This window comes from Undibacterium sp. GW821-FHT11B02, assembly GCF_058808955.1.
This window is the reverse complement of the sequence record NZ_JBXASD010000012.1, coordinates 191,888-217,180: the sequence shown is the minus strand read 5'-3', so window position 1 is coordinate 217,180 and position 25,293 is coordinate 191,888. Positions and strand designations below refer to the sequence as shown.

At 49.7% G+C, this 25,293-nt stretch carries 25 protein-coding genes; 12 read left to right on the top strand and 13 right to left on the bottom strand.

The window, feature by feature from the left end:
- Positions 1-112: 112 nt before the first annotated feature.
- Both AC1RVX_RS23850 and AC1RVX_RS23845 read right to left on the bottom strand, forming a co-directional pair.
- Complete coding sequence (locus tag AC1RVX_RS23850) at positions 113-1,192, bottom strand: porin (RefSeq protein ID WP_493219079.1); 1,080 nt, start codon at positions 1,190-1,192, stop codon at positions 113-115.
- Positions 1,193-1,613: 421 nt separating this feature from the next.
- The gene (locus AC1RVX_RS23845) at positions 1,614-5,255 is read right to left on the bottom strand and encodes a hydantoinase B/oxoprolinase family protein (RefSeq protein ID WP_493219078.1); all 3,642 of its coding nucleotides are present in this window, start codon (positions 5,253-5,255) and stop codon (positions 1,614-1,616) included.
- A 467-nt stretch (positions 5,256-5,722) separates the two neighbouring features.
- Here AC1RVX_RS23845 and AC1RVX_RS23840 point away from each other — a divergent pair, with 467 nt between their 5' ends.
- From AC1RVX_RS23840 to AC1RVX_RS23805, 8 genes are all read left to right on the top strand, one after another.
- The gene (locus AC1RVX_RS23840; RefSeq protein ID WP_493219077.1) at positions 5,723-6,691 is read left to right on the top strand and encodes a TRAP transporter substrate-binding protein; all 969 of its coding nucleotides are present in this window, start codon (positions 5,723-5,725) and stop codon (positions 6,689-6,691) included.
- A gap of 118 nt (positions 6,692-6,809) precedes the next feature.
- Positions 6,810-8,099 carry an ABC transporter substrate-binding protein gene (locus AC1RVX_RS23835; protein WP_493219076.1) on the top strand — a complete coding sequence of 430 codons (1,290 nt, stop codon included), beginning with the start codon at positions 6,810-6,812 and terminating at the stop codon, positions 8,097-8,099.
- A 124-nt stretch (positions 8,100-8,223) separates the two neighbouring features.
- A complete protein-coding gene (locus AC1RVX_RS23830; protein WP_493219075.1) occupies positions 8,224-9,090 on the top strand; it encodes a branched-chain amino acid ABC transporter permease in 867 nt (288 codons plus the stop codon).
- Between the two features lie 33 nt (positions 9,091-9,123).
- A complete protein-coding gene (locus AC1RVX_RS23825) occupies positions 9,124-10,209 on the top strand; it encodes a branched-chain amino acid ABC transporter permease (RefSeq protein WP_493219074.1) in 1,086 nt (361 codons plus the stop codon).
- Positions 10,206-10,919, top strand: coding sequence for an ABC transporter ATP-binding protein (locus AC1RVX_RS23820; protein ID WP_493219073.1), 714 nt, complete (start codon positions 10,206-10,208; stop codon positions 10,917-10,919). Before AC1RVX_RS23825 ends, AC1RVX_RS23820 begins: the two co-directional genes overlap by 4 nt.
- A complete protein-coding gene (locus tag AC1RVX_RS23815; protein WP_493219086.1) occupies positions 10,919-11,623 on the top strand; it encodes an ABC transporter ATP-binding protein in 705 nt (234 codons plus the stop codon). The genes AC1RVX_RS23820 and AC1RVX_RS23815 overlap by 1 nt, the downstream gene beginning before the upstream one ends.
- A 131-nt stretch (positions 11,624-11,754) precedes the next feature.
- A complete protein-coding gene (locus AC1RVX_RS23810; protein ID WP_493219072.1) occupies positions 11,755-13,365 on the top strand; it encodes a methyl-accepting chemotaxis protein in 1,611 nt (536 codons plus the stop codon).
- A 159-nt stretch (positions 13,366-13,524) separates the two neighbouring features.
- Entirely contained in the window at positions 13,525-14,079 is a 555-nt protein-coding gene (locus AC1RVX_RS23805; RefSeq protein WP_493219071.1) for a winged helix DNA-binding protein, read from the top strand.
- Position 14,080: 1 nt separating this feature from the next.
- Here the strand turns inward: AC1RVX_RS23805 and AC1RVX_RS23800 are convergent, their stop codons facing one another.
- Positions 14,081-14,371 (bottom strand): hypothetical protein, encoded by a 291-nt coding sequence (locus AC1RVX_RS23800; RefSeq protein WP_493219070.1) that lies wholly within the window; start codon positions 14,369-14,371, stop codon positions 14,081-14,083.
- 272 nt (positions 14,372-14,643) lie between these two features.
- Here AC1RVX_RS23800 and AC1RVX_RS23795 point away from each other — a divergent pair, with 272 nt between their 5' ends.
- Entirely contained in the window at positions 14,644-15,501 is an 858-nt protein-coding gene (locus AC1RVX_RS23795) for an HDOD domain-containing protein (protein ID WP_493219069.1), read from the top strand.
- Between the two features lie 14 nt (positions 15,502-15,515).
- Here the strand turns inward: AC1RVX_RS23795 and AC1RVX_RS23790 are convergent, their stop codons facing one another.
- The 9 genes from AC1RVX_RS23790 to AC1RVX_RS23750 all read right to left on the bottom strand — a co-directional run bounded on the left by AC1RVX_RS23790 (position 15,516) and on the right by AC1RVX_RS23750 (position 22,450).
- A complete protein-coding gene (locus tag AC1RVX_RS23790; RefSeq protein ID WP_493219068.1) occupies positions 15,516-16,262 on the bottom strand; it encodes a LytR/AlgR family response regulator transcription factor in 747 nt (248 codons plus the stop codon).
- Positions 16,259-17,326 (bottom strand): sensor histidine kinase, encoded by a 1,068-nt coding sequence (locus AC1RVX_RS23785; RefSeq protein WP_493219067.1) that lies wholly within the window; start codon positions 17,324-17,326, stop codon positions 16,259-16,261. Before AC1RVX_RS23785 ends, AC1RVX_RS23790 begins: the two co-directional genes overlap by 4 nt.
- A 15-nt stretch (positions 17,327-17,341) precedes the next feature.
- Entirely contained in the window at positions 17,342-18,028 is a 687-nt protein-coding gene (locus AC1RVX_RS23780) for a LiaI-LiaF-like domain-containing protein (protein WP_493219066.1), read from the bottom strand.
- A gap of 28 nt (positions 18,029-18,056) precedes the next feature.
- Positions 18,057-18,407, bottom strand: coding sequence for a LiaF transmembrane domain-containing protein (locus AC1RVX_RS23775; protein ID WP_493219065.1), 351 nt, complete (start codon positions 18,405-18,407; stop codon positions 18,057-18,059).
- 205 nt (positions 18,408-18,612) lie between these two features.
- Positions 18,613-18,984 carry a hypothetical protein gene (locus AC1RVX_RS23770; protein ID WP_493219064.1) on the bottom strand — a complete coding sequence of 124 codons (372 nt, stop codon included), beginning with the start codon at positions 18,982-18,984 and terminating at the stop codon, positions 18,613-18,615.
- A 229-nt stretch (positions 18,985-19,213) separates the two neighbouring features.
- Positions 19,214-19,666 carry a DUF2214 family protein gene (locus tag AC1RVX_RS23765; protein ID WP_493219063.1) on the bottom strand — a complete coding sequence of 151 codons (453 nt, stop codon included), beginning with the start codon at positions 19,664-19,666 and terminating at the stop codon, positions 19,214-19,216.
- 145 nt (positions 19,667-19,811) lie between these two features.
- A complete protein-coding gene (locus tag AC1RVX_RS23760; RefSeq protein ID WP_493219062.1) occupies positions 19,812-20,582 on the bottom strand; it encodes a DUF1223 domain-containing protein in 771 nt (256 codons plus the stop codon).
- Positions 20,583-20,633: 51 nt separating this feature from the next.
- A complete protein-coding gene (locus AC1RVX_RS23755) occupies positions 20,634-21,566 on the bottom strand; it encodes a fused MFS/spermidine synthase (RefSeq protein WP_493219061.1) in 933 nt (310 codons plus the stop codon).
- A gap of 56 nt (positions 21,567-21,622) precedes the next feature.
- Positions 21,623-22,450: a plasmid replication/partition related protein gene (locus AC1RVX_RS23750; protein ID WP_493219060.1), complete on the bottom strand. Its 828-nt coding sequence runs from the start codon at positions 22,448-22,450 to the stop codon at positions 21,623-21,625.
- 277 nt (positions 22,451-22,727) lie between these two features.
- On the opposite strand from AC1RVX_RS23750, the gene AC1RVX_RS23745 reads away from it, so the two are divergent.
- The 3 genes from AC1RVX_RS23745 (at position 22,728) to AC1RVX_RS23735 (ending at position 24,497) form a co-directional block, all read left to right on the top strand.
- The gene (locus tag AC1RVX_RS23745) at positions 22,728-22,985 is read left to right on the top strand and encodes a hypothetical protein (RefSeq protein WP_493219085.1); all 258 of its coding nucleotides are present in this window, start codon (positions 22,728-22,730) and stop codon (positions 22,983-22,985) included.
- A 13-nt stretch (positions 22,986-22,998) separates the two neighbouring features.
- Positions 22,999-23,844 (top strand): PA4780 family RIO1-like protein kinase, encoded by an 846-nt coding sequence (locus AC1RVX_RS23740; protein ID WP_493219059.1) that lies wholly within the window; start codon positions 22,999-23,001, stop codon positions 23,842-23,844.
- 125 nt (positions 23,845-23,969) lie between these two features.
- Positions 23,970-24,497: a GNAT family N-acetyltransferase gene (locus tag AC1RVX_RS23735; RefSeq protein WP_493219058.1), complete on the top strand. Its 528-nt coding sequence runs from the start codon at positions 23,970-23,972 to the stop codon at positions 24,495-24,497.
- A gap of 35 nt (positions 24,498-24,532) precedes the next feature.
- On the opposite strand, the gene AC1RVX_RS23730 is transcribed toward AC1RVX_RS23735, so the two are convergent.
- A complete protein-coding gene (locus AC1RVX_RS23730; protein ID WP_493219057.1) occupies positions 24,533-25,234 on the bottom strand; it encodes a hypothetical protein in 702 nt (233 codons plus the stop codon).
- Positions 25,235-25,293 lie beyond the last annotated feature (59 nt).

Below are 25,293 nucleotides of genomic sequence, written 5' to 3'. Positions count from 1 at the left end.
GTAAGCGCACATCGTACGCAGGCGTGCAGCATGCTGCACGAAACCCCTGCTTTACCCTTGCCAGCCCACGTTATGAGACAAACGCATCTCACCCCTATTAATGAAATGAGTTCTAGAAACTGTGACGTATGCCGAAATTCAGGGCGCTGTCACCAGAACCTGCTTCAATCGCGCTACCTACCGTATAGCCAGCACCATTCTTGTTATCTATCTTTGCGTAGGCTGCGTACAGGTCAGTGCGCTTGGATAATGAATATATATAAGCCACGGCCAGTTGGCTGGCATCCTGGTTTTTCACTGTCTTGTCGTCTTTGCGGATATACGAAGCCAGCACCTTGCTGCTACCAAATGGTACGGTGACACCCAGCAGCAGATCGCTGGAATCTGTAGAAGCCGTTGGTGCAATCAGGCTGCCAAATGGGTTAGCGGTATTGCGCAGTGGTGAACTGTTCAGACCCTTGTTGACACCGTAAGCCAGATGCGCTTTGAGTACACCAAAATCATAGGTAGCGGCCAGCAGGGTGGTTTTGCCATCATCGGTATTTTTCAGTGTGGCAGTGTCATTGTTACGGTTGTGGTAGCCAAGACGAACTGCAAATGGGCCAGACGTATAGGCAATCGCAGCGCCAAGCTGACGACCGGCAGATGTGTCGCCTGCTGTCTCGCCGAAACCATATGCAAGCTCACCAGTGAGACCGTCAAATGAAGGTGTGACGTATTTCAAGGTATTGTCCATGCGGCTGGAACCCGCGCCTGAGTTAGGCATGATATTGGCGGCATCGCCAGCGAAGCCGGTGACGAAAGGATCGGCAAATGCCAGTGTCAGATATTCGGGTGTGTATTGGCGACCTGCAGTCAACGTACCAAAATCACCCTTTAAACCGACATACGCCTGGCGTCCAAACATTAGTCCACCCTGACCCAGCGAGCCAGCATCGACGTTGATGCCACTTTCCAGCAGGAAGAAGGCAGACAAGCCGCCACCCAGATCTTCAGTACCTTTAAAGCCCAGGCGCGAACCGGAACCAATACCGCTGGTCAGCTTGCTGACAGAACCAGCGCTGCCGCCATTTTCTATCGCGATACCAGTGTCCACTATACCGTAAATGGTGACGGAAGATTGTGCCGAAGCCGAGCCAGTAAAAGTGCCAATAGTGCCAAGTAAGGCAAGTGCAAGAAACGTCTTTTTCATTTGATTCTCTCAAAAATAAGTAAGGAACAATTTCGCTGTTAAAGAATCACCTGCTGCCGGGATGCCTCGTCGCATGGATGTGGCATCCATGATGCGATCTGCAAGCTATACCGGCGATATGGGCGATTACCGACTGGATTTCATGTCATTGCAGTCGGTAATTTATTATCGATGAAAAATAAGATGTTTACATATATATTATTTACAAATCGTTGATAAATAATTGATGAAACGTTGTTAAAAGGTTGAAATTGAGTTTGGAGAAGTAATTGAACGTCAGCAATGGGTGGGAATTATTTTGTCGTGCATGTTGAAAAAGAAATGGCCAGCGATCACTTCATCACTGGCCATTTCTTTTGATACATTCAATGCCAGTCACATTGCCTGCCATTGTGGCTGGCAATGTGCACAGCAGCGTACATCATGCTTTACCGTAACCACCCCCACCTGGTGTTTCAATCACAAAGATGTCGCCAGGCTGCATATCGGTACTGGCGACAAAACCCAGTTCCTCAGTCTTACCATCATTTCTGATGACGTAGTTTTTACCGCAAGCCCCATCTGCACCACCGGCAGCACCAAAAGGGGCATACACGCGATTATTCGACAGGATAGAGGCAGTCATGTTTTCCAGAAAGCGTATCTTCCTGACGCCCCCATTACCACCATGCCAGCGACCTACGCCACCTGAACCTGGCTTGATTTCATAGCTTTCCAGCCTGACCGGGTAACGCCATTCCAGAATCTCTGGATCGGTCAGACGTGAATTCGTCATATGGGTTTGCACTACGTCTGTGCCATTGAAGCCTTCCCCCGCACCAGAACCGCCAGAGATGGTTTCATAGTACTGATAATCATCATTACCAAAGGTGAAGTTATTCATGGTGCCGGGTGATGATGCGACTACACCCAGTGCACCATACAGCGCATTGGTAATGCAACTTGAGGTTTCCACGTTGCCGGACACCACTGCAGCCGGATAGCGCGGGTTCAGCATGGAGCCTTCAGGGATGATGACTTTCAGTGGCTTCAGGCAACCGGCATTGAGTGGGATATCGTCATCAATCAATGTGCGGAATACATACAGCACGGCAGCCATGCAAATCGCGCTGGGTGCATTAAAGTTATTGTTCAGTTGTGGCGAGGTACCGGTGAAGTCCACTTCAGCAGAACGCGAGGCATGATCAACCCGGATGGCAACCTTGATGATGGCACCGTTATCGAGTTTGTACTCGTAATGACTATCCTGCAAGGCCGTGATGACGCGTCTGACAGCTTCTTCTGCATTATCTTGCACATGGCTCATATAGGCCTGAACCACGTCCAGTCCATAGTGCTGCACCATTTTCAGTAATTCATCGACGCCTTTTTGATTGGCAGCAATCTGCGCCTGGAAGTCGGCCAGGTTTTGATGGATATTGCGGCAAGGATATTTGCCGGACGAGAGCAGGGCGATTGTTTCTTTCTCCAGGAACTTGCCGGCGCTGACCAGTTTGAAATTATTGATCAGCACGCCTTCTTCTTCTACTACCGTGCTGTCTGCGGGCATGGAACCAGGTGTGATGCCGCCTATGTCGGCATGGTGACCGCGCGAGCCAACATAGAAAAGTACTTCAGTTCCTTCGGCATTGAAGGCTGGGGTGATGACCGTGACATCCGGCAAGTGCGTGCCGCCGTTATACGGGTCGTTGAGCATATACACGTCGCCCGGTTTCATGCTACCTGCATTGGCGCGGATGATGGTCTTGATGCTGTCACCCATGGAGCCCAGATGTACAGGGATATGTGGTGCATTCGCAATCAGGTTGCCTTCGGCATCAAACAGCGCGCATGAAAAATCCAGTCGTTCTTTGATGTTGACCGAGAAAGCGGTATTTTGCAGGCGCAAGCCCATCTGTTCAGCAATACTCATGAACAAATTATTGAATACTTCCAGCATCACCGGGTCTGCCTTGGTACCGATAGCCTGGCGCTTCGGGCGTGCTTCCAGTCGGGTAAATACCAGGTGATCCAATGCCGTGACTTCGGCTCCCCAGCCTGGTTCGATAATATTGGTGGCATTTTTTTCGGCGATGATGGCAGGGCCCTTGATGTGATCGCCCGGGCGCATGTCTTCACGCGCATACAGGCCGGTATCGTGCCATTTGCCGCCCGAAAACAGCTGGACGATTTCTACCGGTTTCAATACCTGATTATTTTCTCTTGGTGGCAGGTATTCGACGCTTTCATTTCCTTCACCCGAATTACCTATGGCTTCTACCGAAATCGCCTCAATCACCAACTGCTTGTTCGGCATCAGGAAGGAATAACGTTTTTTATAGGCAGATTCAAATTGGTAAATCATGCCGGTGATATCCTGCATGCCAACCACAATGACGGAATCCGTTCCTTCATAGCGCAAATGCACACGCTGTTTGACGCTGAGATTTTCTATCAACACACCTTGCTCAAGCAAATCATTTTTAGCTGATGTCGACAAGCGGGCCAGATGTTTTTCCAGTGCGGGGAGGGAGGTTGGTGCCAGCGGCAACTCCATGGCTTGTTCGCGCATGGCGGTCTGGTCTGCAAGACCCATACCGTAAGCAGACAGTACACCAGAGAATGGATGGGCAAATACTTTTGTCATACCCAGTGCATCCGCCACCAGGCAGGCATGCTGACCACCCGCACCACCAAAGGTGGTCAGGGTATAGTCAGTCACGTCATGGCCGCGTTGTACCGAGATGAATTTGATGGCATTGGCCATATTGCCGACGGCAATTTCTATGAAGCCTTCAGCAACTTCTTCCGGTGACTTGCGTATGCCAGTAGCTTTTTCTATCTCTGCAGCCATGGTTGTGAATTTTTCCACCACTGCATCGCGGTCCAGCGACATGTTTGCTTTGGGACCAAACACTTTAGGGAAATAAGCTGGTTGGATTTTTCCCAGCATCACATTGCAATCGGTAACGGCCAGCTCGCCGCCGCGCCGATAGCTGGTCGGGCCAGGGTTTGCACCGGCACTGTCAGGGCCTACGCGATAGCGGGTACCATCGAAGTGCAGGATAGAGCCACCGCCAGCAGCGACCGTATGTATACTCATCATCGGTGCCCGCATCCTGACACCAGCGACCTGTGTTTCAAATTCCCGTTCAAATTCACCGGCGTAATGGGATACATCCGTCGATGTACCCCCCATGTCAAAGCCGATGATTTTATCGAAGCCTGCAGTCTGCGCTGTGCGTACCATGCCGACGATGCCGCCTGCCGGACCGGAGAGAATGGAATCCTTGCCCTGGAAGCGATGCGCATCCGTCAGGCCACCATTGCTTTGCATGAAGAACAGACGTACACCATCCATCTTGCTGGCGACCTGATCAACATAACGCCGCAGAATGGGGGACAGGTAAGCATCCACCACTGTAGTATCACCGCGTGAGATCAGCTTCATCATCGGGCTGACTTTATTGGAAATGGAAATCTGGGTAAAACCTGCTTCCGCCGCCAGTCTGCCTATGCAATCTTCATGCTGTGTATAGCGATAGCCATGCATCAGTACGATTGCCAGTGCACGGTAGCCATCCTTATATAAGGTAGCCAGCGCCGCTTTGACGGCTTCTTCATCCAGTGCCTGCAACACATTGCCCTGGGCGTCGATGCGTTCATCGACTTCCACCACCTTTTCATACAGCAGTTCTGGCAATACGATATGACGGTCAAACAGGCGTGGCCGGTTTTGGTAAGCGATACGTAAAGCATCCCGAAAACCGTTTGTGATCATCAGCGCCGTTGGATCACCCTTGCGTTCAAGCAGGGCGTTGGTGGCAACGGTAGTTCCCATTTTTACAGCAGATACCAGCACAGGTGAAATATTCTGTTCGGAGCTTAAACCCAACAGACTTTGTATACCAGCAACGGCTGCGTCTTTATATTGTTCCGGGTTTTCTGACAATAATTTATGTGTCAGCAGTTTTCCATCCGGACGGCGCGCCACGATATCGGTAAACGTACCACCACGATCTATCCAGAATTGCCAGCGTTGATCTTCAGGGAGGTCTTCGTGTGCTTGTTTCTGTTCGTTCATTTTGCAACCACCTTTCATAAAGAGATGTTGCCGTCCACCGGCAAAGTCTAATCTCGGTTTGATCCACCACCCCATCCTGTTCAGCAGTCCTTGTGTCAAAAATCAGACAGTTCCTGCATTTAACTATTGCTCGAAGGCAGCGAATGGAATGGATTTCCAGTACTAAAAAAACAAAAAACATCACTGTTCTTGTGCATCTCCGCCACAGCGTGGTGCAGTTTTTTAAAACAGATTCAGAGAAAGAAAAAAACTTTATAAACATCTTGTAGATTTTTCCTTTAATGATATTGTAGTGTTTATTGAGATTAAATATAATATATTTTATTGACGTTTTATCGATAAAACGTTTACGATATAAAACATCGAAAGGGTAAATGATGTCTGACTTAAAGCAAAATAAGCTGATCTTCTCCTCGTCATGTACCCATTTTCGAGAAGGTTTTAATAGATGTGCAGGACTGAAAGTAGTGGCGGCACTGTTGGCAGCAGCCTTGTCTGCTCCGATACAGGCGGCAGAAGTAGAGGTGCGTTTCGCTACCGCCTATGCGGCAGACAACTTTCAAACCGTGAACTTGCAACAGTTTGCCAAGGATGTTTTGGCAAGCACGGATGGGCGGGTGAAGATGAGTGTTTTTGCTGCCGGCAGCTTGTTAAAACCGGCAGAGATTTTTGCAGGTGTTATGAGTGAAAAAGCAGAGGCTGGGGAAGTCATCATGTCCAGTCTTGCAAAAGATATACCGGTATTTGGTGTGGATTCACTTCCATTTACTGTAAGAGGTTATGAAGATGCATATAACTTGTGGATGGCGTCAAAGTCTGAGGTCGAAAAAGCGCTGAACAAGCGGGGGTTGAAGTTGCTTTACTCAGTACCCTGGCCGCCACAGAATCTATACTCAAGAAAGCCTCTGAGTTCGCTGGCAGATTTCAAGGGGATGCGCATGCGCAGTTATAACCCGGCCAGTGAAAGGATCGCCGAACTGGCCCTGGCGACAGCAGTTCCGGTACAGGTAATTGATCTGGAAAAGGCGATTGCCAGTGACAAACTGGATTTGATGATTACCTCAAGCTGGACCGGGGTGGAAACCAAAGCGTGGAGCAAGATGCAGTATTACTACCGGGCGAATGCATGGATACCAAAGAATATGGTTTTCATCAGTCAAAAGATCTTTTCCAGGTTTGACCCGGATACGCAAAAGAAAATCATGGATGCAGCGCAGCATGCAGAAAAACGTGGCTGGAATATGAGCAGGGACAGCGATGCCGGTTATGAAAACCAGTTACGTAACAATAAAGTGAAAGTCGACCGGGTCGATGCACTATTAAGAAACAACCTTGACAGACTGGGTGAACAGTTCGTCCGGGAATGGTTGAAAACAGCAAGCAGTGACGAGGTATCCATATTATTGAAATACACGACTGAAAGGTCGATGAAGTAAATCTTTGACTGGCAGGTGCAGGCCAATACAGGCAAGGACAGAAGTAGCAGCATAGGAAACGGCTCTCATCAAGGCAGCAGCAGAGGGCTCACATTTAATTAAATTGGAGCGTTTAATAATGTTTACAAATACCATCAGGAAAATTGCCCGTGCCGGCGTACTGGCCAGCCTGGGTTTCGGCCTTAGCATCAGTTTTTGCTACTCTGCCTATGCACAGCAAGAGATCAAGATAGGCGTGATTTACCCCCTGTCTGGTGCAGCAGCATCGTCAGGCAGTGAAATGAAAAATGCGTTGGAACTGGCTGCCGATATCGTCAACAATGGTGCCAAAAATATCCCTAATCTGCCATTTTCTGCTGGCGGTGGTTTGCCTAACCTGAAAGGTGCCAAGATCAAGCTGGTGTTTGCTGATCATCAGGGTAATCCGCAAATTGGTGCGACCGAAACTGAAAGGCTGATTACCCAGGAAAAAGTGGTGGCCATTGTCGGTGCCTACTTCAGTAACGTGACGGCAACCTCCAGTCAGGTCGCAGAAAAATACAAGATTCCTTATGTTAATCCTGAGTCTTCTTCTTCCACGTTGACACAGCGCGGCTTCAAATGGTTCTTCCGTACTACGGCGCATGATGATTTGTTCGTCCATAATTTCTTTGATTTCTTTAAAGAACTGGAGGCAAAAAAAGGCATCAAGGTCAAGCAATTGGCGACCTTTAATGAAAACACTTTGTGGGGTAATGAAACCACCAAGCTGGAAACCAAATTGGCGGCAGAAAAAGGCTACAACCTGGTGAAGACCATCGTTTATCCAGCGAAAAGCACACAACTGACTTCTGAAGTACAGCAATTGAAATCATCCAGCCCGCAAGTGGTGATGCAGTCTTCTTATCTGGGTGACGCCATCATGTCGATGAAAACCTATAAGGAATTGGGTTTTTCACCTGACATGATCCTGGCGAATAACGCCGGATTTACCGATACTGAATTCCGTCGCACGCTGGGCAAGGATGCTGACTACGTTATCACCCGCGAAGTCTGGTCACCTGATCTGGCCAAGAATAATCCGTTGATCAAGCAAGTCAATGATTTATATAACAGTAAATACAAGGCTGATTTTACCGGTAATTCTTCCCGTACCTTTACTGGCCTGATGACGCTGGTCGACGCGATCAACCGTGCCGGTTCTACCGAACCAGAAGCGATTCGCAAAGCGCTGACTGAAACCAATATCCCTGCCAACAAACTGATCATGCCGTGGAAAGGTGTGAAGTTTGATGAACATGGTCAAAACGTTTTGGGTTCCGGCATTCTGGTACAGATCATTGACGGCAAATACAACACGGTCTGGCCTTTTGATCTGGCAACCAAAGACGTTGTTTGGCCTATGCCTAAGTGGGATCAACGCAAGTAAAACGTAAATAAGACATGAAACATACTTACCCGGCTCTGGTCGGGTAAGAAAAAAGATACTCGGTAAATTGTCTGACGAATACCTGACGTCGGTTTTACATATATAGGAAGTACGAGGAGAACTTATGTCCCTTGAAATTATTATTCAAACCCTGGCGTCAGGGATCTTGATTGGATTGATCTATGCGCTGGTCGCGATTGGTTTGACGCTGATCTTTGGCGTTATGGATATCGTCAATTTTTCTCATGGTGAATTTTTAATGTTCGGCATGTATTCCAGTTTCTGGATGTACTCGCTGTTTGCACTGGACCCCATATTTACTCTGCCATTAACAGCATTGTTTTTGTTTGCGCTTGGCGTAATTCTGTACAAGCTCATCATCAGAAAAATCACCAATGCACCCATGCTGTCGCAGATTTTTACGACCTTTGGTCTGATGATGTTGTTCCGTGGTCTGGCGCAATTTTTCTGGAAGCCAGATTTCAGAACAGTCGATCATTCTGTGGTATCTGGTGCGGTTCAGATATTCGGTATACAGGTGGGTATGCCCCAGGTGACGGCAGGCGTTGGTGCCATCCTGGTGACTATGGGGATTTACCTGTTCCTGACCAAAACCCGTGCCGGGGCAGCGCTGGAAGCTACTGCTGCTGATAAAGAAGCGGCTCAACTGATGGGTATCGATTCACAAAAAATGTTTGCCATGGCCTGGGGCATCGGGGCTGCATGTGCAGGTGTGGCAGGTGCTTTGTTATCGACCTTCTTTCCCATCTTCCCTGAAGTGGGGGCGAACTTCATCCTGATTGCTTTTGTGGTGGTCAACCTGGGTGGTTTCGGCAGCGTCATCGGGGCCTTGCTTGCAGGGATCATTGTCGGCGTCATCGAAGTCATGGGTGGTTTCCTGATTGGGCCGCAATACAAGCTGGCGCTGGTGCTTGGATTGTTTCTGGCGGTGCTGATGTTCCGCCCGCAAGGGCTGATGGGTAAGCAGTAAGGTGAAAAATAAGGCAAGAAATAAGGTGAAAATATGAACATACAAGAGAAAACCGTGACATCGGCGCATGAATTGCTGGCACCTGATTCCCATGGGAAATCCTCGGTTAAATACATACTGTTATCGCTATGTGTGATTTGTGCTTTGCTGGTACCCGTCATCGTCAAAGACCCGTCACATCAGAATCTGGCGATATTAATCCTGATGGCGGCGCAGTTGGGCGTCGCCTGGAATATCGTCGGTGGTTATGCCGGTCAGGTATCGTTAGGGCACGTCGCCTTTTATGGACTGGGCGCTTACACATCAACACTGCTGCTGACTCAATGGGGTATGAACGCATGGCTGGCGATGTTATGTGGCGGCGTACTGGCGGCACTGATTAGCCTGATCATAGGCTGGTCATGCTTTCGCCTGAACGGGCATTATTTTGGCATGGCGACCATTGCCGTTGCTGAAATTATCCAGATCATTTTCACCAACTGGGAATATGCAGGTGGTGCCGTGGGGCTGACCATACCCATGGATCAACAAGGCTGGGCCAGCATGATTTTCACTGACAAGGAACCCTATTATTACATCGCCCTTGGGCTCTTGTTGCTGACCTTGGCGGTGAATTATTGGATAGAACACAGTTATCTTGGCTACTACTTTCGTGCTATCAAGGATGAACCGGATGCGGCGCGCAGCCTGGGCATTAATCTGAGTCGATATAAACAGATTGCTTTTGCCGTCAGCAGTTTTTTTACCGCCATCGGTGGCAGCCTGTATGCGCAGAAGGAATTGTATATCGATCCGGGTTCAGTTCTGCACACCGGACTGTCAATCAAGATGGCACTGGTATCGATATTGGGCGGAGTTGGCACTTTGCTGGGACCGGTAATCGGTGCAGGCGTACTGACCTTCATTGAAGAGGGAACACGTGCCCTGTTCGGCGGCTCTGGCCGTGGTACTGATCTGGTGATTTATGCTGCATTGATCGTGGTGATTGCTGTCTACTATCCGACAGGTGTGATGGGTTGGATTAAGCAATTTTTTGCCCGTAGAAAAGCGGTCAAGGCACAACAGGTACGGGACGTACAAGACACCCAGGATGCACAAGGCAGCAAGGAGGCAGCATGAGCTTATTACGAGTAGAAAGTGTCAGCAAACGCTTCGGCGGTATTACCGCCAATCAGGATGTGTCGTTTGAAGTCGGCGCTGGCAAGATCGTTGGTCTGATAGGCCCGAACGGCGCTGGCAAGACCACCATGTTTAACTGCATCGCCGGCTATGCACCGCCGACTACCGGTGAAATCTGGATGAATGACATCAAGGTATCCGGTATGAGCCCAGAGCAATGTGCGCGAGCTGGCATAGGCAGGACCTTCCAGGTGGCGCGAACCTTCACCAGTATGACAGCGCTGGAAAACGTCATGGTTGGCGCATTCCTGATCAATAAGAATGTGGCTGACGCCAGACAAAGTGCCGCGAAACTGCTGAACTTTGTTAATCTTGGACAGTTTAAAGACAAGCCGGCTGGCAGCATGACCATCAGTGAGCAGCGGCGTCTGGCTGTGGCACGTGCACTGGCAGTCAGGCCACGCTTGTTGCTGATGGATGAAGTGATGGCGGGCCTGAACCCGACCGAAGTCAAAGAGACTGTGGATGTGGTCTTGAATATCCGTGAAGAAGGTATTTCCTGCCTGATCGTTGAACACGTGCTGGAAGGCATCATGCCGATTGCCGATGCAATAGTTGTGCTTGATTACGGCAAGAAAATAGCCGAAGGCAGTCCTGAACAAGTATCTAACGATCCCAAAGTGATCGCGGCTTATCTGGGAGATGAATGATGCTGCAAGTAAGAAATCTGAGAGTCAGTTATGACGGCGTGCTGGCCTTGTCGAAAGTCGATATCGATGTCGAGAAGGGCAAGATCGTTGCCCTGGTCGGCGGTAACGGTAATGGCAAGTCCACCACTTTGCGGGCCATCGCCGGTTTGAATGCAGCCGATGCCGGTCAAATAATTTTTGACGGCAAGCCATTGGAAAAAATACCTGCCAGCAAACGGGTAGGTCTGGGTCTGTCGCTGGTACCGGAAGGGCGGCGTATATTCGCCCGCCTGACGGTGGAAAGAAACCTGCAACTGGGAGCGTACACGCGCCGCGACGATGATGAAGTGGCCGAGTCCATAGACACTATGTACACGCTGTTTCCTATCCTGAAGGAGCGGCGCTATCAACTGGCCGGGACTATGAGCGGTGGCGAACAGCAGATGCTGGCGATTGCCCGTGGCCTGATGGCAAAGCCCAAATTGCTGTTGCTGGATGAGCCTTCCTGGGGGATCGCTCCCAAGTTCGTCACCAAGGTACTCGACACCATACAACTGATCAATGAACAGGGTATGTCGATACTGCTGGTAGAACAAAATTTGCACAAGGCACTGGCGATTGCCCATCATGGTTATGTAATACAGACAGGTCGTATCGTCATGCAGGGAACAGGGCAAGAACTGCTGAACAATGAAGATGTCAAGAAAGCCTATCTGGGCGTCTGATCGTCTGACATCGCGCAAAAAATAGCGGGCAAACCAATAGGCAAGGCTGGGCACTTGCCAGGGCCCCGCTTTGCCTGCGATTTTGGTGAAGACATGAGTTTTGTTTTTGATTACACCTTTGAGGACTCGCCATGCTGAACAAATACATCAAAAATTGGAAGATAGGTCATAGACTGGGTCTGGGTTTTGGTGTTGTAATTTTGTTGATGCTGGCACTGACGGTGACCGGATTCACGCAACTGGGGCGTGTCAACCAGGGTGTGAATCTGGTGGTCAAGGAAGTCTATCCAAAAACGGCGGTTGCTAACCACGTCAAATCTGACCTGGATCACATCGCCCGCAGTCTGAGAAGCCTTTTGCTGCTATCCACCCTGGACGAAAGAAAGCTGGAACAATCTGCCATAGACAAGGCGGCTAAACAGATTGACCTTGATCTGGAAAAGTTTGGCAAACTGGCCAATTCTGATGAAGAAAAAAAACGCTTGCAGGCAGTGCTGGCAGCAAAGCAGCGCTATCAACCTGTGCTGGAAAAATTTCTGAAACTGGTTGCCGAGAATGAAGCGGAGCAAGCCAAAGATCTGGTGTTGCCTGAAATTGCTCCCTTGCAGGATCAATATTTTTCAGCACTGGACCAACTGGTAGCCTGGCAAGCAGGATTGATGGAACGCAGTGGCAGTGATGCGGCAAGCGTATCCGGTGCAGCACAAGTGCTGATGATCATCTTGCTGGCTATTGCCGGGGTGGTGGCGATACTGATTGCCGTCGTCACCACGCGGACGATTACGTCATCACTGAATGCCGCCATCCTGGTGGCGGAATCAGTCGCTGGAGGTGATTTGCGGGCAGAAATTGAAGTCAGAACCAATGACGAAACAGGAAAACTGTTAGCGTCGCTGAATCAGATGAGCCAAAGTCTGATCAGTACAGTGGGGCAGGTCAGGCAGAGTTCAGAAAAAATCGGCTCTGCTTCGCGTGAAATAGCGAATGGCAATCTGGACCTATCCAACCGTACTGAGCAGCAGGCATCGGGCTTACAGGAAACGGCGGCCTCGATGGAACAGCTTACCGCTACCGTGGGGCAGAATGCAGAAAATGCTGCCCAGGCGCACCAGCTGGCTGACAAGGCTTTCCAGCATGCAGGCAAGGGCGGCAAGGTCATACAGCAGGTGGAGCAGACCATGGGGGCGATCAAATCCAGTTCCAACAAGATTGTTGACATTATCGGTGTGATTGATGGTATTGCATTTCAAACCAATATCCTGGCCCTGAATGCGGCAGTCGAGGCCGCCCGCGCCGGGGAAAATGGCAGGGGTTTTGCCGTGGTGGCAGCAGAAGTGCGCAATCTGTCGCAAAGATCAGCCAGTGCAGCGAAAGAAATCAAAACCCTGATCGTCGATTCGGTGGGCCAGGTGGATGCTGGCGGCAAATTGGTAAGTGAAGCCAGCGCCACTATGCAGGATATCGTAACATCTGTGCAGCATGTGGCCAATATCGTCAGCGAAATCAGCTCGGCCAGCCGTGAACAGAATACCGGCATTTTGCAGGTCAACCAGGCCATCAGCATGATGGATGAGATGACACAGCAAAACGCAGCGTTGGTGGAACAGGCCGCCGCCGCTGCCAAAAGCATGCAGGAAGAAGCCGAAATACTGGTGGATACCGTCGCAGTTTTCAAACTGGAAAAATCCCGGCAAGCCATGCCGGTGCTGACGCATAGCAGAACCAGGTTGGCTATATCCTGATTTTTGGCTGTTTCAGCAGAAAATGTGTGAGGAAAAAGATAGATTACTGATTATTTATTGATAAATTGATAGAAATTAGCTGCTAATTTTCTTAAAAAAGTTAAAATTAAAGGACGAATGTAGCCATCTTTTTATCAATTTATAACTTGAAGAATCATTATGTCCACTACAAAACCTGCAAAAAAAACCAGCCTGAGTCCACCAGCAACACCCAGAGTGCCGATTGTTTCTTCTTCTCACCTGGCGGAAGGCCGGAGTGCGGAATTGAGCGAATTTGAATTTGGCATGATCATCGCCAGCAATGCGTTCAATCGTTGGGCGGTCAGGTGTATGGCTGCTGTCGGCATGAAAGACATGACCATTACCGATGTATTGGTTCTGCACCACATCAACCACCGGGCCCGGGAAAAGAAACTGGCTGACATTGCCTTCATCCTCAATATTGAAGATACCCACATCGTCAATTATTCTCTGAAGAAATTGCAGGCGCTGTCACTGGTGCAGACAGAAAAGCGTGGTAAAGAAATACTGTATTCCACCAATGAAGCCGGTCGCGATGTTTGTCAGCGTTATTCCGCCGTGCGTGAACAGGTACTGGTATCTGCACTGACCGGTGATGGCACAGAAAGTTTTGAGCTGAGCGAGCTGGCGCGTTTTCTGCGTGTCTTGTCCGGGTTGTATGAGCAGGCTGCGAGGGCGGCCACCTCCTTATAAATCAGGGTTCTTGCTTTAGGTTAACATGCGCTATCTGTTTGGGCTGTTGTCGGTTTTTTTTCAGGCTGACAACCAGCAAGAGAATGAGCACTTTGAAGATCAGGAAGGTAATAAAGAGACTCAAAGCCAGGGGCAATATGGTCAGGGCAATGGCGACTGCCACACAGATCAGTAGCAGGTGTGGCAGTGGCAGGCCCATCAGCACTGCGAATACTTTCCGACAAAGATAAAAAAACTCATGCGCGCTTTGGCGCAAGAAAATCATCAACTGTTCGGTATTGGCAAATTTCATGGCGGCTCACTCGTCTCTGGTGTTTTTGATCGGGATTTGTTGACACCTGGCAGTGCCGATAAGTGCAGAATACATTGCCAACCTTGCCTGTGCAGCAGGTATGCGACGAAACGCCTGAATCGGGTCCTAAATGGCATTCAGTGGCAGTAAGTGGCAATGAGTGGCAATGAGTGGCAACAATTGATAAATCAAGTCAGCTGTTATTGTCCTGTCTACATGAAAAAGGGTTTCCCAAGGTACAATAAAAAATCGCCTGCATTTCGATTGCCATCATGACAGATCAAAAAAATACCGAATTTGCGTTTTTGGAAGCGTTTACTGCAGAACTGTCTGCAAAAAAACTGGTATTTCCGACTTCACTGGGTGCGACCATGAAGATTCGCAAGGCATTGAGCCAGGCGGATATCTCCACTGACATGGTGGCGCGGATTATTGGTACTGAGCCGGTCTTGTCAGCAAAAATTTTGCATATGAGCAATTCTGCCGCATTTAACCCTCAGGGTAAAAAGGTTGCCGACCTGCGGGCTGCTACCGTAATGTTAGGGTTTTCTGCTGTGCGCAATATAGCCATTTCCATTGGCATGAAGCAACTGGCTGAAAATAAGTACAACGGTAGCCTGTCAACCCAGATGGATGGCTTATGGCGACGCAGCCTGCGAGTGGCAGCCCTGTCCATGGTGATCGCCAGAACCTTTACGCGGCTAAGTGCAGACAAAGCCATGTTGGCTGGCCTGTTACATGATATAGGCAAGTTTTACATATTGAATCGCGCCAATCATTACCAGAACTTGTTCACATCCGAGCAAACGCTGTGGGAACTGATTGATCATTGGCATGCCAGCATCGGTTCGGCAATACTGGAAGATTGGGAAATTTCTGAAGATATACGCATAGCCGTCATGGATCATCGCGACCATCATCCTGGCGCTAACCATAAAGTTGGTTTGATTGATGTGGTGGCAGTGGCTGATTTTCTTGATGCCCATTTCGTCAACGAGACCATTGCTGAACTGGACTGGAACAAGGTTCCGGCTAGCTTCAAACTCTTGAATATCACTCCGGAAAATATTGATGAACTGATGCAAGCTACCCGGACGGAGCTGGCTCTGGTCTTGAAGGCCATCAACTGAAAATACGCTTTCGGCTAGCCCCGGCTTTCCAGGCAGGCCCTGATACGTTCATGCCCGGCGCGGCTGATCGGAATCTGCACCCCGGATTTGAGTATCGCTACGTGGCTGTCTTTGCTGGCACGCTCTATGTTGTTGAGCGCAGTGATATGCAATAAAAAAGAACGATGTATGCGCACGAATTTGCTGGTATCCAGTTGCGCTTCCAGTTCTGACAGGCTCTGGGTTTTCATGTATGATTTTTGCACGGCATGGATGATGATGTAATCGTCCTGCGCCTCCACATATTCTATGCTGTCCAGCGGCACATGATGTACCTGGCCACGGTCACGTATCAACAGGCGTTGCAGTTGATTACCTTGTTGTGCTACCAGTTTATCCAACTTTTCAGTGCTTTCCTGGACCAGCAATTTGCGCGCCTTTGCCAGTGCTTCGTCGAAGCGTTGCTGGGAAAAAGGTTTCAGCAAGTAATCGACAGCATGTAAATCAAAGGCTTTCAGCGCGTACTGGTCATAGGCCGTGGTGAAGATGACACCGCTGCGCCTGCCGGTCACTTCCAGCACTTCCAGGCCGGATAATTGCGGCATCTGTATGTCTAGCAGAATCAGCTCCGGGTCCAGCCTGCTGATGGCGTCCACGGCTTCCACGCCCGTTTCACATTCGCCAACGATCTCTATGTCAGTATGTGAACGCAGGTATTCGATTGACAGTCGGCGTGCCAGCTCTTCGTCATCCACGATCAATACCCGTAAGCGTTTATTCATGCCTGTCTGTCCTGTTCATATGGCAAAGCCATTTCAAGTAAAAATTCATTCTCTGTTTGCTGCCAGGTGACACGTGCCTGTTCGCCATAGATGGCGGCGAAACGCTGACGCAAATTTTGCAGACCCAGGTTATTACCTTTGCTGTTGCTGACTTCACTGCTGACCGGGTTTTTTACCGAGATATGCAGCCATTGATCACGCCTGAAAATGGTGAGAGTGATGACACCGCCTTGTGGCAGGTTGCGTATGCCATGCTTGATGGCGTTTTCCAGCAAGGGCTGTAAAATCATTGGCGGTATCAAAGCCTGTCCTGCATCGGCGCTGATCTCAAATGTGTTTCCCAGTTTTTTGCCGAAACGGATTTTTTCCACCGCCAGGAAATTTTCACACAAACGCAATTCGTCATTCAGGCTGATCTTTTCTTTTTCAGCAATCGACAGAGTCTGGCGAAAAAAATCGGCCAGTGCTATCGTCATGGTGCGGGCGCTGGCTGGATCAATCGCTGTCAGTGCACTGATGGAATTGAGGCTGTTGAAAAGAAAATGCGGGTCTATCTGCGAGCGCAGAACTTGTAGTTCGGCGTCCCTTGCCAGCAGGCGTGATGCAGCCTCACGCTGATCTGCCTCACGCATATTGTTAAAGGCGATATACAGATCGAAGGCCAACAGGGCCAGCATATACAAGGCAAATCCAGCCAGGAAAAACAGTGCCGACAGATGGGGTGTTATTTGAAGCTCAGCCCCATCTTCCAGCAGGAAGAACACTACCATGTTCCAACCATGGCTGATGCCCAGCCAACTCAATCCGGAAACCAGTGATGCGCTGCCAAATACCAGCACGGCAGTCACCATCCTTCGATGTGCAATGGGTAGAGAGCGGCAGACAAAATAGGCGGATGAAGCCAGAAAGCCGTTGATCAAGGCCAGCGGCAAGGAAAACAGCAGTGCGTAGGACATATTTGTCAGCTCCGCCACCACCAGCAACCTGGCAATACCGACACCCATCAGCAGGCAGGCGACGATATATAGCAGGAAGCGACGGAAATCTGACAATATGGGATGCATGCAAGTCTATACGCTTCAGTTTTTGATTTCGACGCCACCCATGACGGCATAGCCTTTGATATACAATTTTTTCGCATTCAGCATAGGCGGTACGGTTTTGTCGTCAAAGCCACCCAGTATCGGCGAGCCATGGCTGATGATTGTCCAGTCATTCGGCACTTTCAGTACTATGCCACCCCACATGGCGAAGACATTCAGGGTTGCTTCCGACTGTATGGACGCCTGACGCAAATCCAGCTCGACACCACCCATGACGGCATTGATTTCACCACCTTTGAAATCTTGCGAGCTGTTTTGCAACTTGTTACCACTCATGACCGCGACGATATTGCATACAGAATCCTGATTCACCTCTCCATTGCGGTAGAGATCCTTATCACCCAGTTTACCTTTGAAGATTACCATCAGGCCAGCGAAGATCAGAAAGACTGGCCACAAGTCACGCATGCGGAAGTGAATGATGCCCATGTACTGCAATGTCAGCATGCTACCCAGAACGATGAAGCCACCGCCAATAATATACCCTGCGGTACTGTCGCTTTTTGAAATTTTCAATACGCCGACGATGATGAATACCATGGGCCAGAAGTGGAAAATGTCGCGGGTGTGGAAAATATCCAGATTGTCCAGCAAGGCCAGCGTGCCAAAAATCAAGAGTATGGCACCAACCAAAATGCGTCCCTGCGCGTTATTGTTGTTCATGATGATAGTCCTTAGTTAAAATGTCTTTTTATTTGCGTGCAGCCAGCAAGCCACCAATGAAATGCTGCAATCCAAAGGCGATCAGCAGCAGTGGCCAACTGGTATAAAAACTCCAGCCCCACATATGTTCTATCGATACGTATAGCCAGAATGCGAATACCAGATTGAAGCAGCCTTTGGCAATATGCTGGGGTTTACCTGGGCTGATGACGTCAACCAGACCGCTTATGGCTATCATGGCTGGTAACAGAAACCAGTAGTCCATGGCATTGAGGATGTCCATATGATCCAGCAGGAACACACAACCGGCAACGATCAGTGTCAGTCCAAAGAAGAAATTACCTTTGCTGATATTTTGATTGTTCATTTCATTCGTCATACGACTTCCTTTCTTTAACTCGTTGCGGACCTGGCGAATGCTGTCGACCATTGTTTTGTCCGGTGAAGTCAAGATACGCAAGGGGGGCGTGTTTGTCGCGTCCAAGTCGGCGAATGGCGCAAATTGTCGGTAATTGGCGCTTGAGAGAAGGGCTTTGTTGGTTGACGAGGCGTGTTGTCAGCCTGTTTTGCCACTGCCTGGTTTTTTAGCTCAGTAACTGAATGAAATGCTCAGCAGTGCGCACGATGCGCTTGGATTCCGTACCAAACAGATCATGGGTTTCCTGCACGATATATTCATTGGAACCTTTGGTGCAGTACAGCAAACCACGAAAATTCGTACCCAGATAGACAAACGGGGCTACTTTGGTTTTGACAGGTACATCGCTGCCTATCAAAGCGCGTAATTTGCGTTCAACGTCATACAGGCTTTTTTCATCCAGGGTAACGGTGGTACCCTTGGGGGTAGGGAAGCTGCTTTGAAACGATGGATTTTGACCCATGGGATTTCTGAACGTGATTTTGATGCCCAGTTTCAAGAACTTGGATACTGCAAAGAAGTCATTTTCATCGTACATGGCGAAGTCCTGAAAAGCCGTGATGCCAACCAGGGCGACATCATCTCGTTTTTGAAGGCATGCGATTGTTGGAAGCCACATGTCTTTTGGGAAAGCTTGCCAGAATTCAGTCAGTTATACAACTTTTCTTCCATACAATTTGGTTTAAAACAACTGGCTGGCAATTGCTGTTGCTCGTTTCTGCAGCAAATATGAACGCACGGAAGGTAGATTTTGTATCTCTACATTGTCAGCCCGTAAAACCAGCACCTTTCGCCATCAGCACTGCACCCAGAATAATGACGACGACACCTGCCAATTCCAGATGCAAAACCCTGCGTATATTCTTGACCTGTGCCGGGCTTATCAGCGGTAACTGATTTTGCTTCAATGCAGGGGCCCAGCGCAGGAAGATCATGGTTGGATAGATGGATAGCAAACCGACGGCGATAAAGGCAGTCATCTTGAGCATGAAGGCATGATTGTGCAGATAATAAGCAGCACCTTTCTCAAAATAGATGACGCGCAATATGCCCATGACCAGGATGAGCATGGCACTTACGCCATAGATACCATCGAGAATACGCAGGCTTTTTGCAGATGACAGGCTTAAAGGCTGGCGTATCAACATCATTTCTGCGACCAGTGAACTGACCAGGGCGAATGCGGCGAGGTGGTGTAAAAAGGCGACTAGCAGATTCATTTGCTTGGCTCCTGGCAAGATAGATGGCAACAACTGCGAATGAAGAAAGTCTAAACTATCTGTCACCTGCTTGCCTTAAACCTAAGACCAATGCAGGTAAATTTGTCGCCAAGCCCTCATAAAACGGTGTGAAGCAGTTTTAAAGCTATTGCAGGCTTTCGCACAATGGCAGACTGACTGCCTGCAAGATGTTGCCTTGCCTGTCTTGCGCAAATGCCAGTAAGGACAGGTTTTTACGTTTGGCGCTGGCAGGTATGCCCAGTTGGGCAGCATAGCTTGCGGCCTTGCCTGCGCTTAGCTTGTAGGCTTCACCCCATTCTCTGGCAACGTAGTCATGCTGCAAGGTGGCACCTCGGTTTTCACCTGCCTGTATCTTGCTGACCAGGCCCTGTTCAACCAGACTGAAGTAAAGGCTGGCGTCCTGCATGCTATTACCTTGCAGATTGACATACAGTGTATTGTCGGCCAGTTTTTCTATACCCAGGCGCAGTTTGGCGGTCGCCGGTTTTTGATTGATGCGCTTGATGCCGTCAGTCAGACCATTGCGCCAACTGTGCACTTCCTTTCCTGCCAGAAAAATTTCCGGCGTATAGACTGAACGGCTGCCTGCCAGGTCTGCCAGACTATGTTGCCTTTCAGTGAAGAGCTGTTTGGCAAAGATATCTTTCCAGCCCAAATAATCCCAGTAATCCACATGCAGGGATACTGGTATCACCTGATCACTGTTCAGTCCCGTGCTTTGGTACAGGCGACTGATGGTTTTATCGGCAGGCGGGCAACTGTCGCAACCTTCGGAGGTATACAGTTCCAGCAGGGCGACGGTGTGACTGGGGCTGGTTTTGCTGCAGATGTCGGCGGCTAGCAAGGGGTTGCTGGTAACGCAGGCAAGCAAACTGATCAGGAATAGGGGTTTCACGGGTGCTCCTTATGACTAAGCTTCAGATTAGTCGAAAAAGCTTCGATTAACTTACAGTTGCTGCTGTGTTACCAACTTTTTCCAACCTGCATAGGTTTGGGGTACTTTGTCATCTGCCACCATGATGCTGCCGAGACTTTGTTTGAGTGCATGCAATTCTTCTTCTGGTTGCTTAAATGAGGTGCGGGGATCAAGACAGATCAGGCGCGCTGCCAGTTGCTCCAGTTGCAGAGGGGGATGTTTGTCGGCTTCCATCGGTATGGGTGTGGTATTACCCTTGACTGCAAAGACGATGAGGTTGTAGCTGTCTTCAGAGCGGCTCCACCAGACCTGGCGATTAAATACGTGGCGCAGGCGGCTCAGCATGCCGGCCAGTGCGCTGGGTTTGCCCCAGACATTGGCAACAAGGATGCCGTCGGCAGTCAACTGACGCTGGCAGGTGGCATAAAATTCTGCCGTGTTGAGCGCGACCACCAGACCGTCCTCATCATAGGCATCCAGCAGGATGACATCGGCTTTATAGGCATGTTCCTGCAAATGGCTGATGGCATCGCAGTGAATGATATGCAGGCGTTCGTCGTCTGCCGGCAACATGAACCGCTCGCGCATGGCGATCACGTCAGCATTGATTTCCAGCACAGTGATGCGGCAATCGGGCAGATGGTGATAACAGTATTTGACGAGGGAACCACCACCCAAACCTATCAGCAAAATATGCGAAGGTTTGGGATGAAACAGCAAAAATCCCATGACGGCGCGCGAATAGGCACAGACCAATTCGTCTGGTGCATCCAGTTTCATGACGCTCTGCATGCATTTGGGGTTAAGGTACATCATACGCAAATTGTCGTCATCGACATAAAAAGGTCGGCCCTGATGCGCTTGCTGCAAGGCTTCCAGGCGACGCATATGATCCAGTTCGGCCCCGGATGGCTTGTTCAAAAACAGGCTGGACAAACTTGCGCGCTTTTTTGCCATTCCCATATTTATACCCATACCCACGGTTTTGTGCGGTTGCTACTTGCTGGCTTTACTGATGATCAAGCAGCCAGTTGTTCTTTCAGGGCAGCGATCTGGCGTTGCAATTCACTATTTTCCATTTGCAGGCTCTGTACTTGCTGGCGCAGGGCACTGACTTCATCCTGGGTCTGTACCCTGGCGGTTTGATGATCTGCAGTGACGTTGGCAGCAGCGGCGGCAGCTTCGCTGACTTTGGGGGGCGCTTTGTGTTCGCGAGCCTTTTCCCTGATTTGTCTTGCTGCCTGTTGCAGTTCCTTGCGGCCACCTGCTACAGCGGCGACCTGTTCATCGCTGGGCAAAGAGGCAATGGCAGCAGCTGCGCTGATGGAAATAGTACCATCACGTACTGCCTGCACCAGTTCTGGCGCGGCTGCCCTTTGTATCTTTTCTATCTGCACCACGGCATTGCTGCTGATGCCGGCAACCCTGGCGATTTCCTGGCGGCTTTGGGTGGGCTTGATGACTGGGACTGCGACTTCGCTTTCCGGCGTATCCGGCGCTGGCTGTTCTTCCTGTGCCTTCATGCGGTTGGTGACGATTTCTTTCTTGCGCAGAGCCAACATGCCACGCTGGAAGTCAGAAACACTGCGGCGTGCCAGATGGTTGTCTATCATCCACAGTTGTACATCTTCAATATTGCTAAAATTATCATTTTGTACGGTTTTGTAGGGCAGATCATGGCGCTGGCAGATGGCGTAGCGATTATGGCCATCGATCAGGATGTCGCCCCAGCACACCAGTGCATCGCGGCAACCTTCTGTGAGGATGCTGCGCTCGAGCGCGGCGAATTCGTGCTCTGTCAGGGGATCGATATAGGCGCGCAGCGCCTCATGGATGACTATGCTCATACGTAACTCTTGTTGGATATTTCCTGAAAGGCGGCATTGTAGCCGAGATTTCACAGCTTACCGTTGTGAGCAGGCAGCACGTGTACAATACTTCTCCTTTGTGCAGACTTTATTGATGAAGCTGGAGTCGGCACAGCCCAAATACAATTGTGCCAAACGCAATGATTGTGTATTTGGCACAGCTTATGTATCTTTTTGGCTATTTTTGTACCCTTTTTTATATCCATTTGATGCGTTAACGCCAAGCACTTCATAACAGACAGGAAAAAATACGATGATGACCTATGAAGAATATCTGGATGAAGTCACCACTTTAATGACTGAACGATTTGATCTCAGCGATGATGAAGCCATCAAGCACGTGATGCGTGCCCAGGCGGCCGACTTTTTTACCCTGCATGACGATATTCCCGCCATGCGTACGCAAGAAAGGGCAGAGCTGGACGCCAAGGCAATCTACGACATGCGCAACAAGTCGCGTGGACATGCACCAGTCAAATTGGTGAAAACTGGCGGCAAGCCACGCAAGGCGTGAGCGGCCCCCAAGAATGAAAACACCAAAACGACTGCAGCCCTTGCAGGAAGAGGGCTTGCTCGATGAAGTCATGCGCCAGCTCATGAGCGGAAAAGAAGCGACCGTGTATGTAGTTCGCTGCGGCGAAGAAATTCGTTGTGCCAAGGTCTATAAAGAAGCCAGCCAGCGCAGTTTCAAGAATGCCGCTTCGTATCAGGAAGGACGCAAGGTCAAAAACAGCCGTCAGGCGCGCGCCATGGAAAAAGGTACACGCTATGGTCGCAAGATGCAGGAAGAAGTCTGGCAGAACGCCGAAGTGGATGCCCTGTACAAACTGGCAGCCGCTGGCGTCAAGGTGCCACGGCCATATATCTGTTTTGAAGGCGTGCTGCTGATGGACCTGGTCACCGATGCCGATGGCAATGCCGCACCACGTCTGAATGACATAGAACTGTCACCGGCATTGGCGCTGGATTATCACGCCCAGTTGCTGCATCAGGTCGTGCTGATGCTGTGCGCCGGCGTGATACATGGGGATTTGTCTGAATTCAATATTCTGGTCGATGCCGAAGGCCCGGTCATTATTGACTTGCCGCAGGCGATTGATGCTGCCAGCAATACCGAGGCTGCCGTCTTGCTGGAACGTGATGTACGCAATCTGGCGACTTATTTCGGTCAGTTTGCTCCTGAACTGCTGGGCACCCAATATGGCAAGGAAATCTGGAAGCTGTATGTCGCTGGCTTACTGACACCTGAAGCCGTGTTGACAGGCAAGGTTGCAATCGACAAGCGCCCGGTTGACGTGGGTGCCGTGCTGGAAGAAATCGAATCTGCCATCCTGGAAGAAAAAGAGCGGCAAAGGCGCCTGCTGGAAATGTAAGTCGCAGGAATTCTGGTGGGGAACTCTTGCCTTGATTGCATGTCCATACTTGTTCATTGGCTACCATACAGGACATTCGCATGGATGGCTTCAATCTCTTTGGATACTTGCAGAGGAGCATATGCATGATTAAAGGAAGCTGTTTTTACCTGCGCCATGTCAGAAAAGAAGATGTGGCAACACTGCTTGATTTGATGAATCATCCGGATGCCAAGGGCGATTATTTACCGCTGGATATCATGTTGCCGGGCGTCGCAGAAAAGAAATATGAGGACGAGTCGCGTTCCAAGGATATGTGCGAGACGTTTCTGATCATTGACGATGATGAGAAGATTATCGGGCGCGTCTTCCATTTCAAGACCGTACCCTATTTCAATGCCAGGGAAATCGGCTACGGCCTGTTTGTCAAAAACCTGCACGGCAAAGGTGTCATGACCGAGGCAGTGAAACTGTTGACTGATTACCTGTTCAAAACCCTGCTGATCAACCGCCTCGAAATCCACATGAGTGTGGGTAACCGCGCATCAGAAAAAGTGGCCATTAATTGCGGTTACACCAAAGAAGGCATTGCTCGCGGTGCGATTTTCTGTCGTGGCAAGCATGAAGATATTGCGATGTATGCCTTGTTGAGAAATGAGTGGGAAGTGCTTTGATACCAGCGCATCACCTTGCGAGGTGACGGCTGGTACTATTTCTTGCTCCGAAATACTTTCTGTATTGCTGCATTGATCTTCTGCATCTGTTCAGGCGGCACGTCTTTGCTACAGACGATATAGCGATTTAATCCTGCCGGCATGCCTGCCAAATCCATTTGCGTGGTCTGGTGCAGACTGTCTTCTTTATCTTTCAGGTATTCCCAGTCTTCGCGATCAATCAGCATATAGGATGCGCGGTTGGCACCCACCATACGTGCCATGATCATCGGTAAGGTGGTGCTGCGTTCTACCTTGTTTTTGCTGGATTTGATCATGGCGTCCAGTGCTGGCCCATAGGATACAGCATCCACCACGCCCAGAGTGAGGCTGCGATCAGCCATCAAGCTGGCAAGGCTGCGATGTGCAGACACTTGCTTAATGGCCGCAGGGCTGACTAACAAGGTGTGTGGTGGGTCAGTATGAAAGATGTCGGAAAACTGTACCAGCTGTTCACGTTCAGGGATCTTGTACCAACCGAATGAACAATAGTTTTTACTACCACTGGAAAAATTACTCCAGATACGTTTGGCCGGTTCTTCAACAAAGTGATGCGGGATTTGTGCTACGGTAAAAACCTGCTTGGCGCGTTCCAGCAAGATTCCTTTTTCTACTCCATTTTCAATATACTGGTGCGGCGGCTTGATACGCCATGCGACAGTAACAGTTTCATCTGCAGCCAAAACTGGGCTGAGCATCCAAAACGTCACCAGAATTGCGAGTGAAAGGAATTTCATTTTATTGTCGCAAAGTTTGA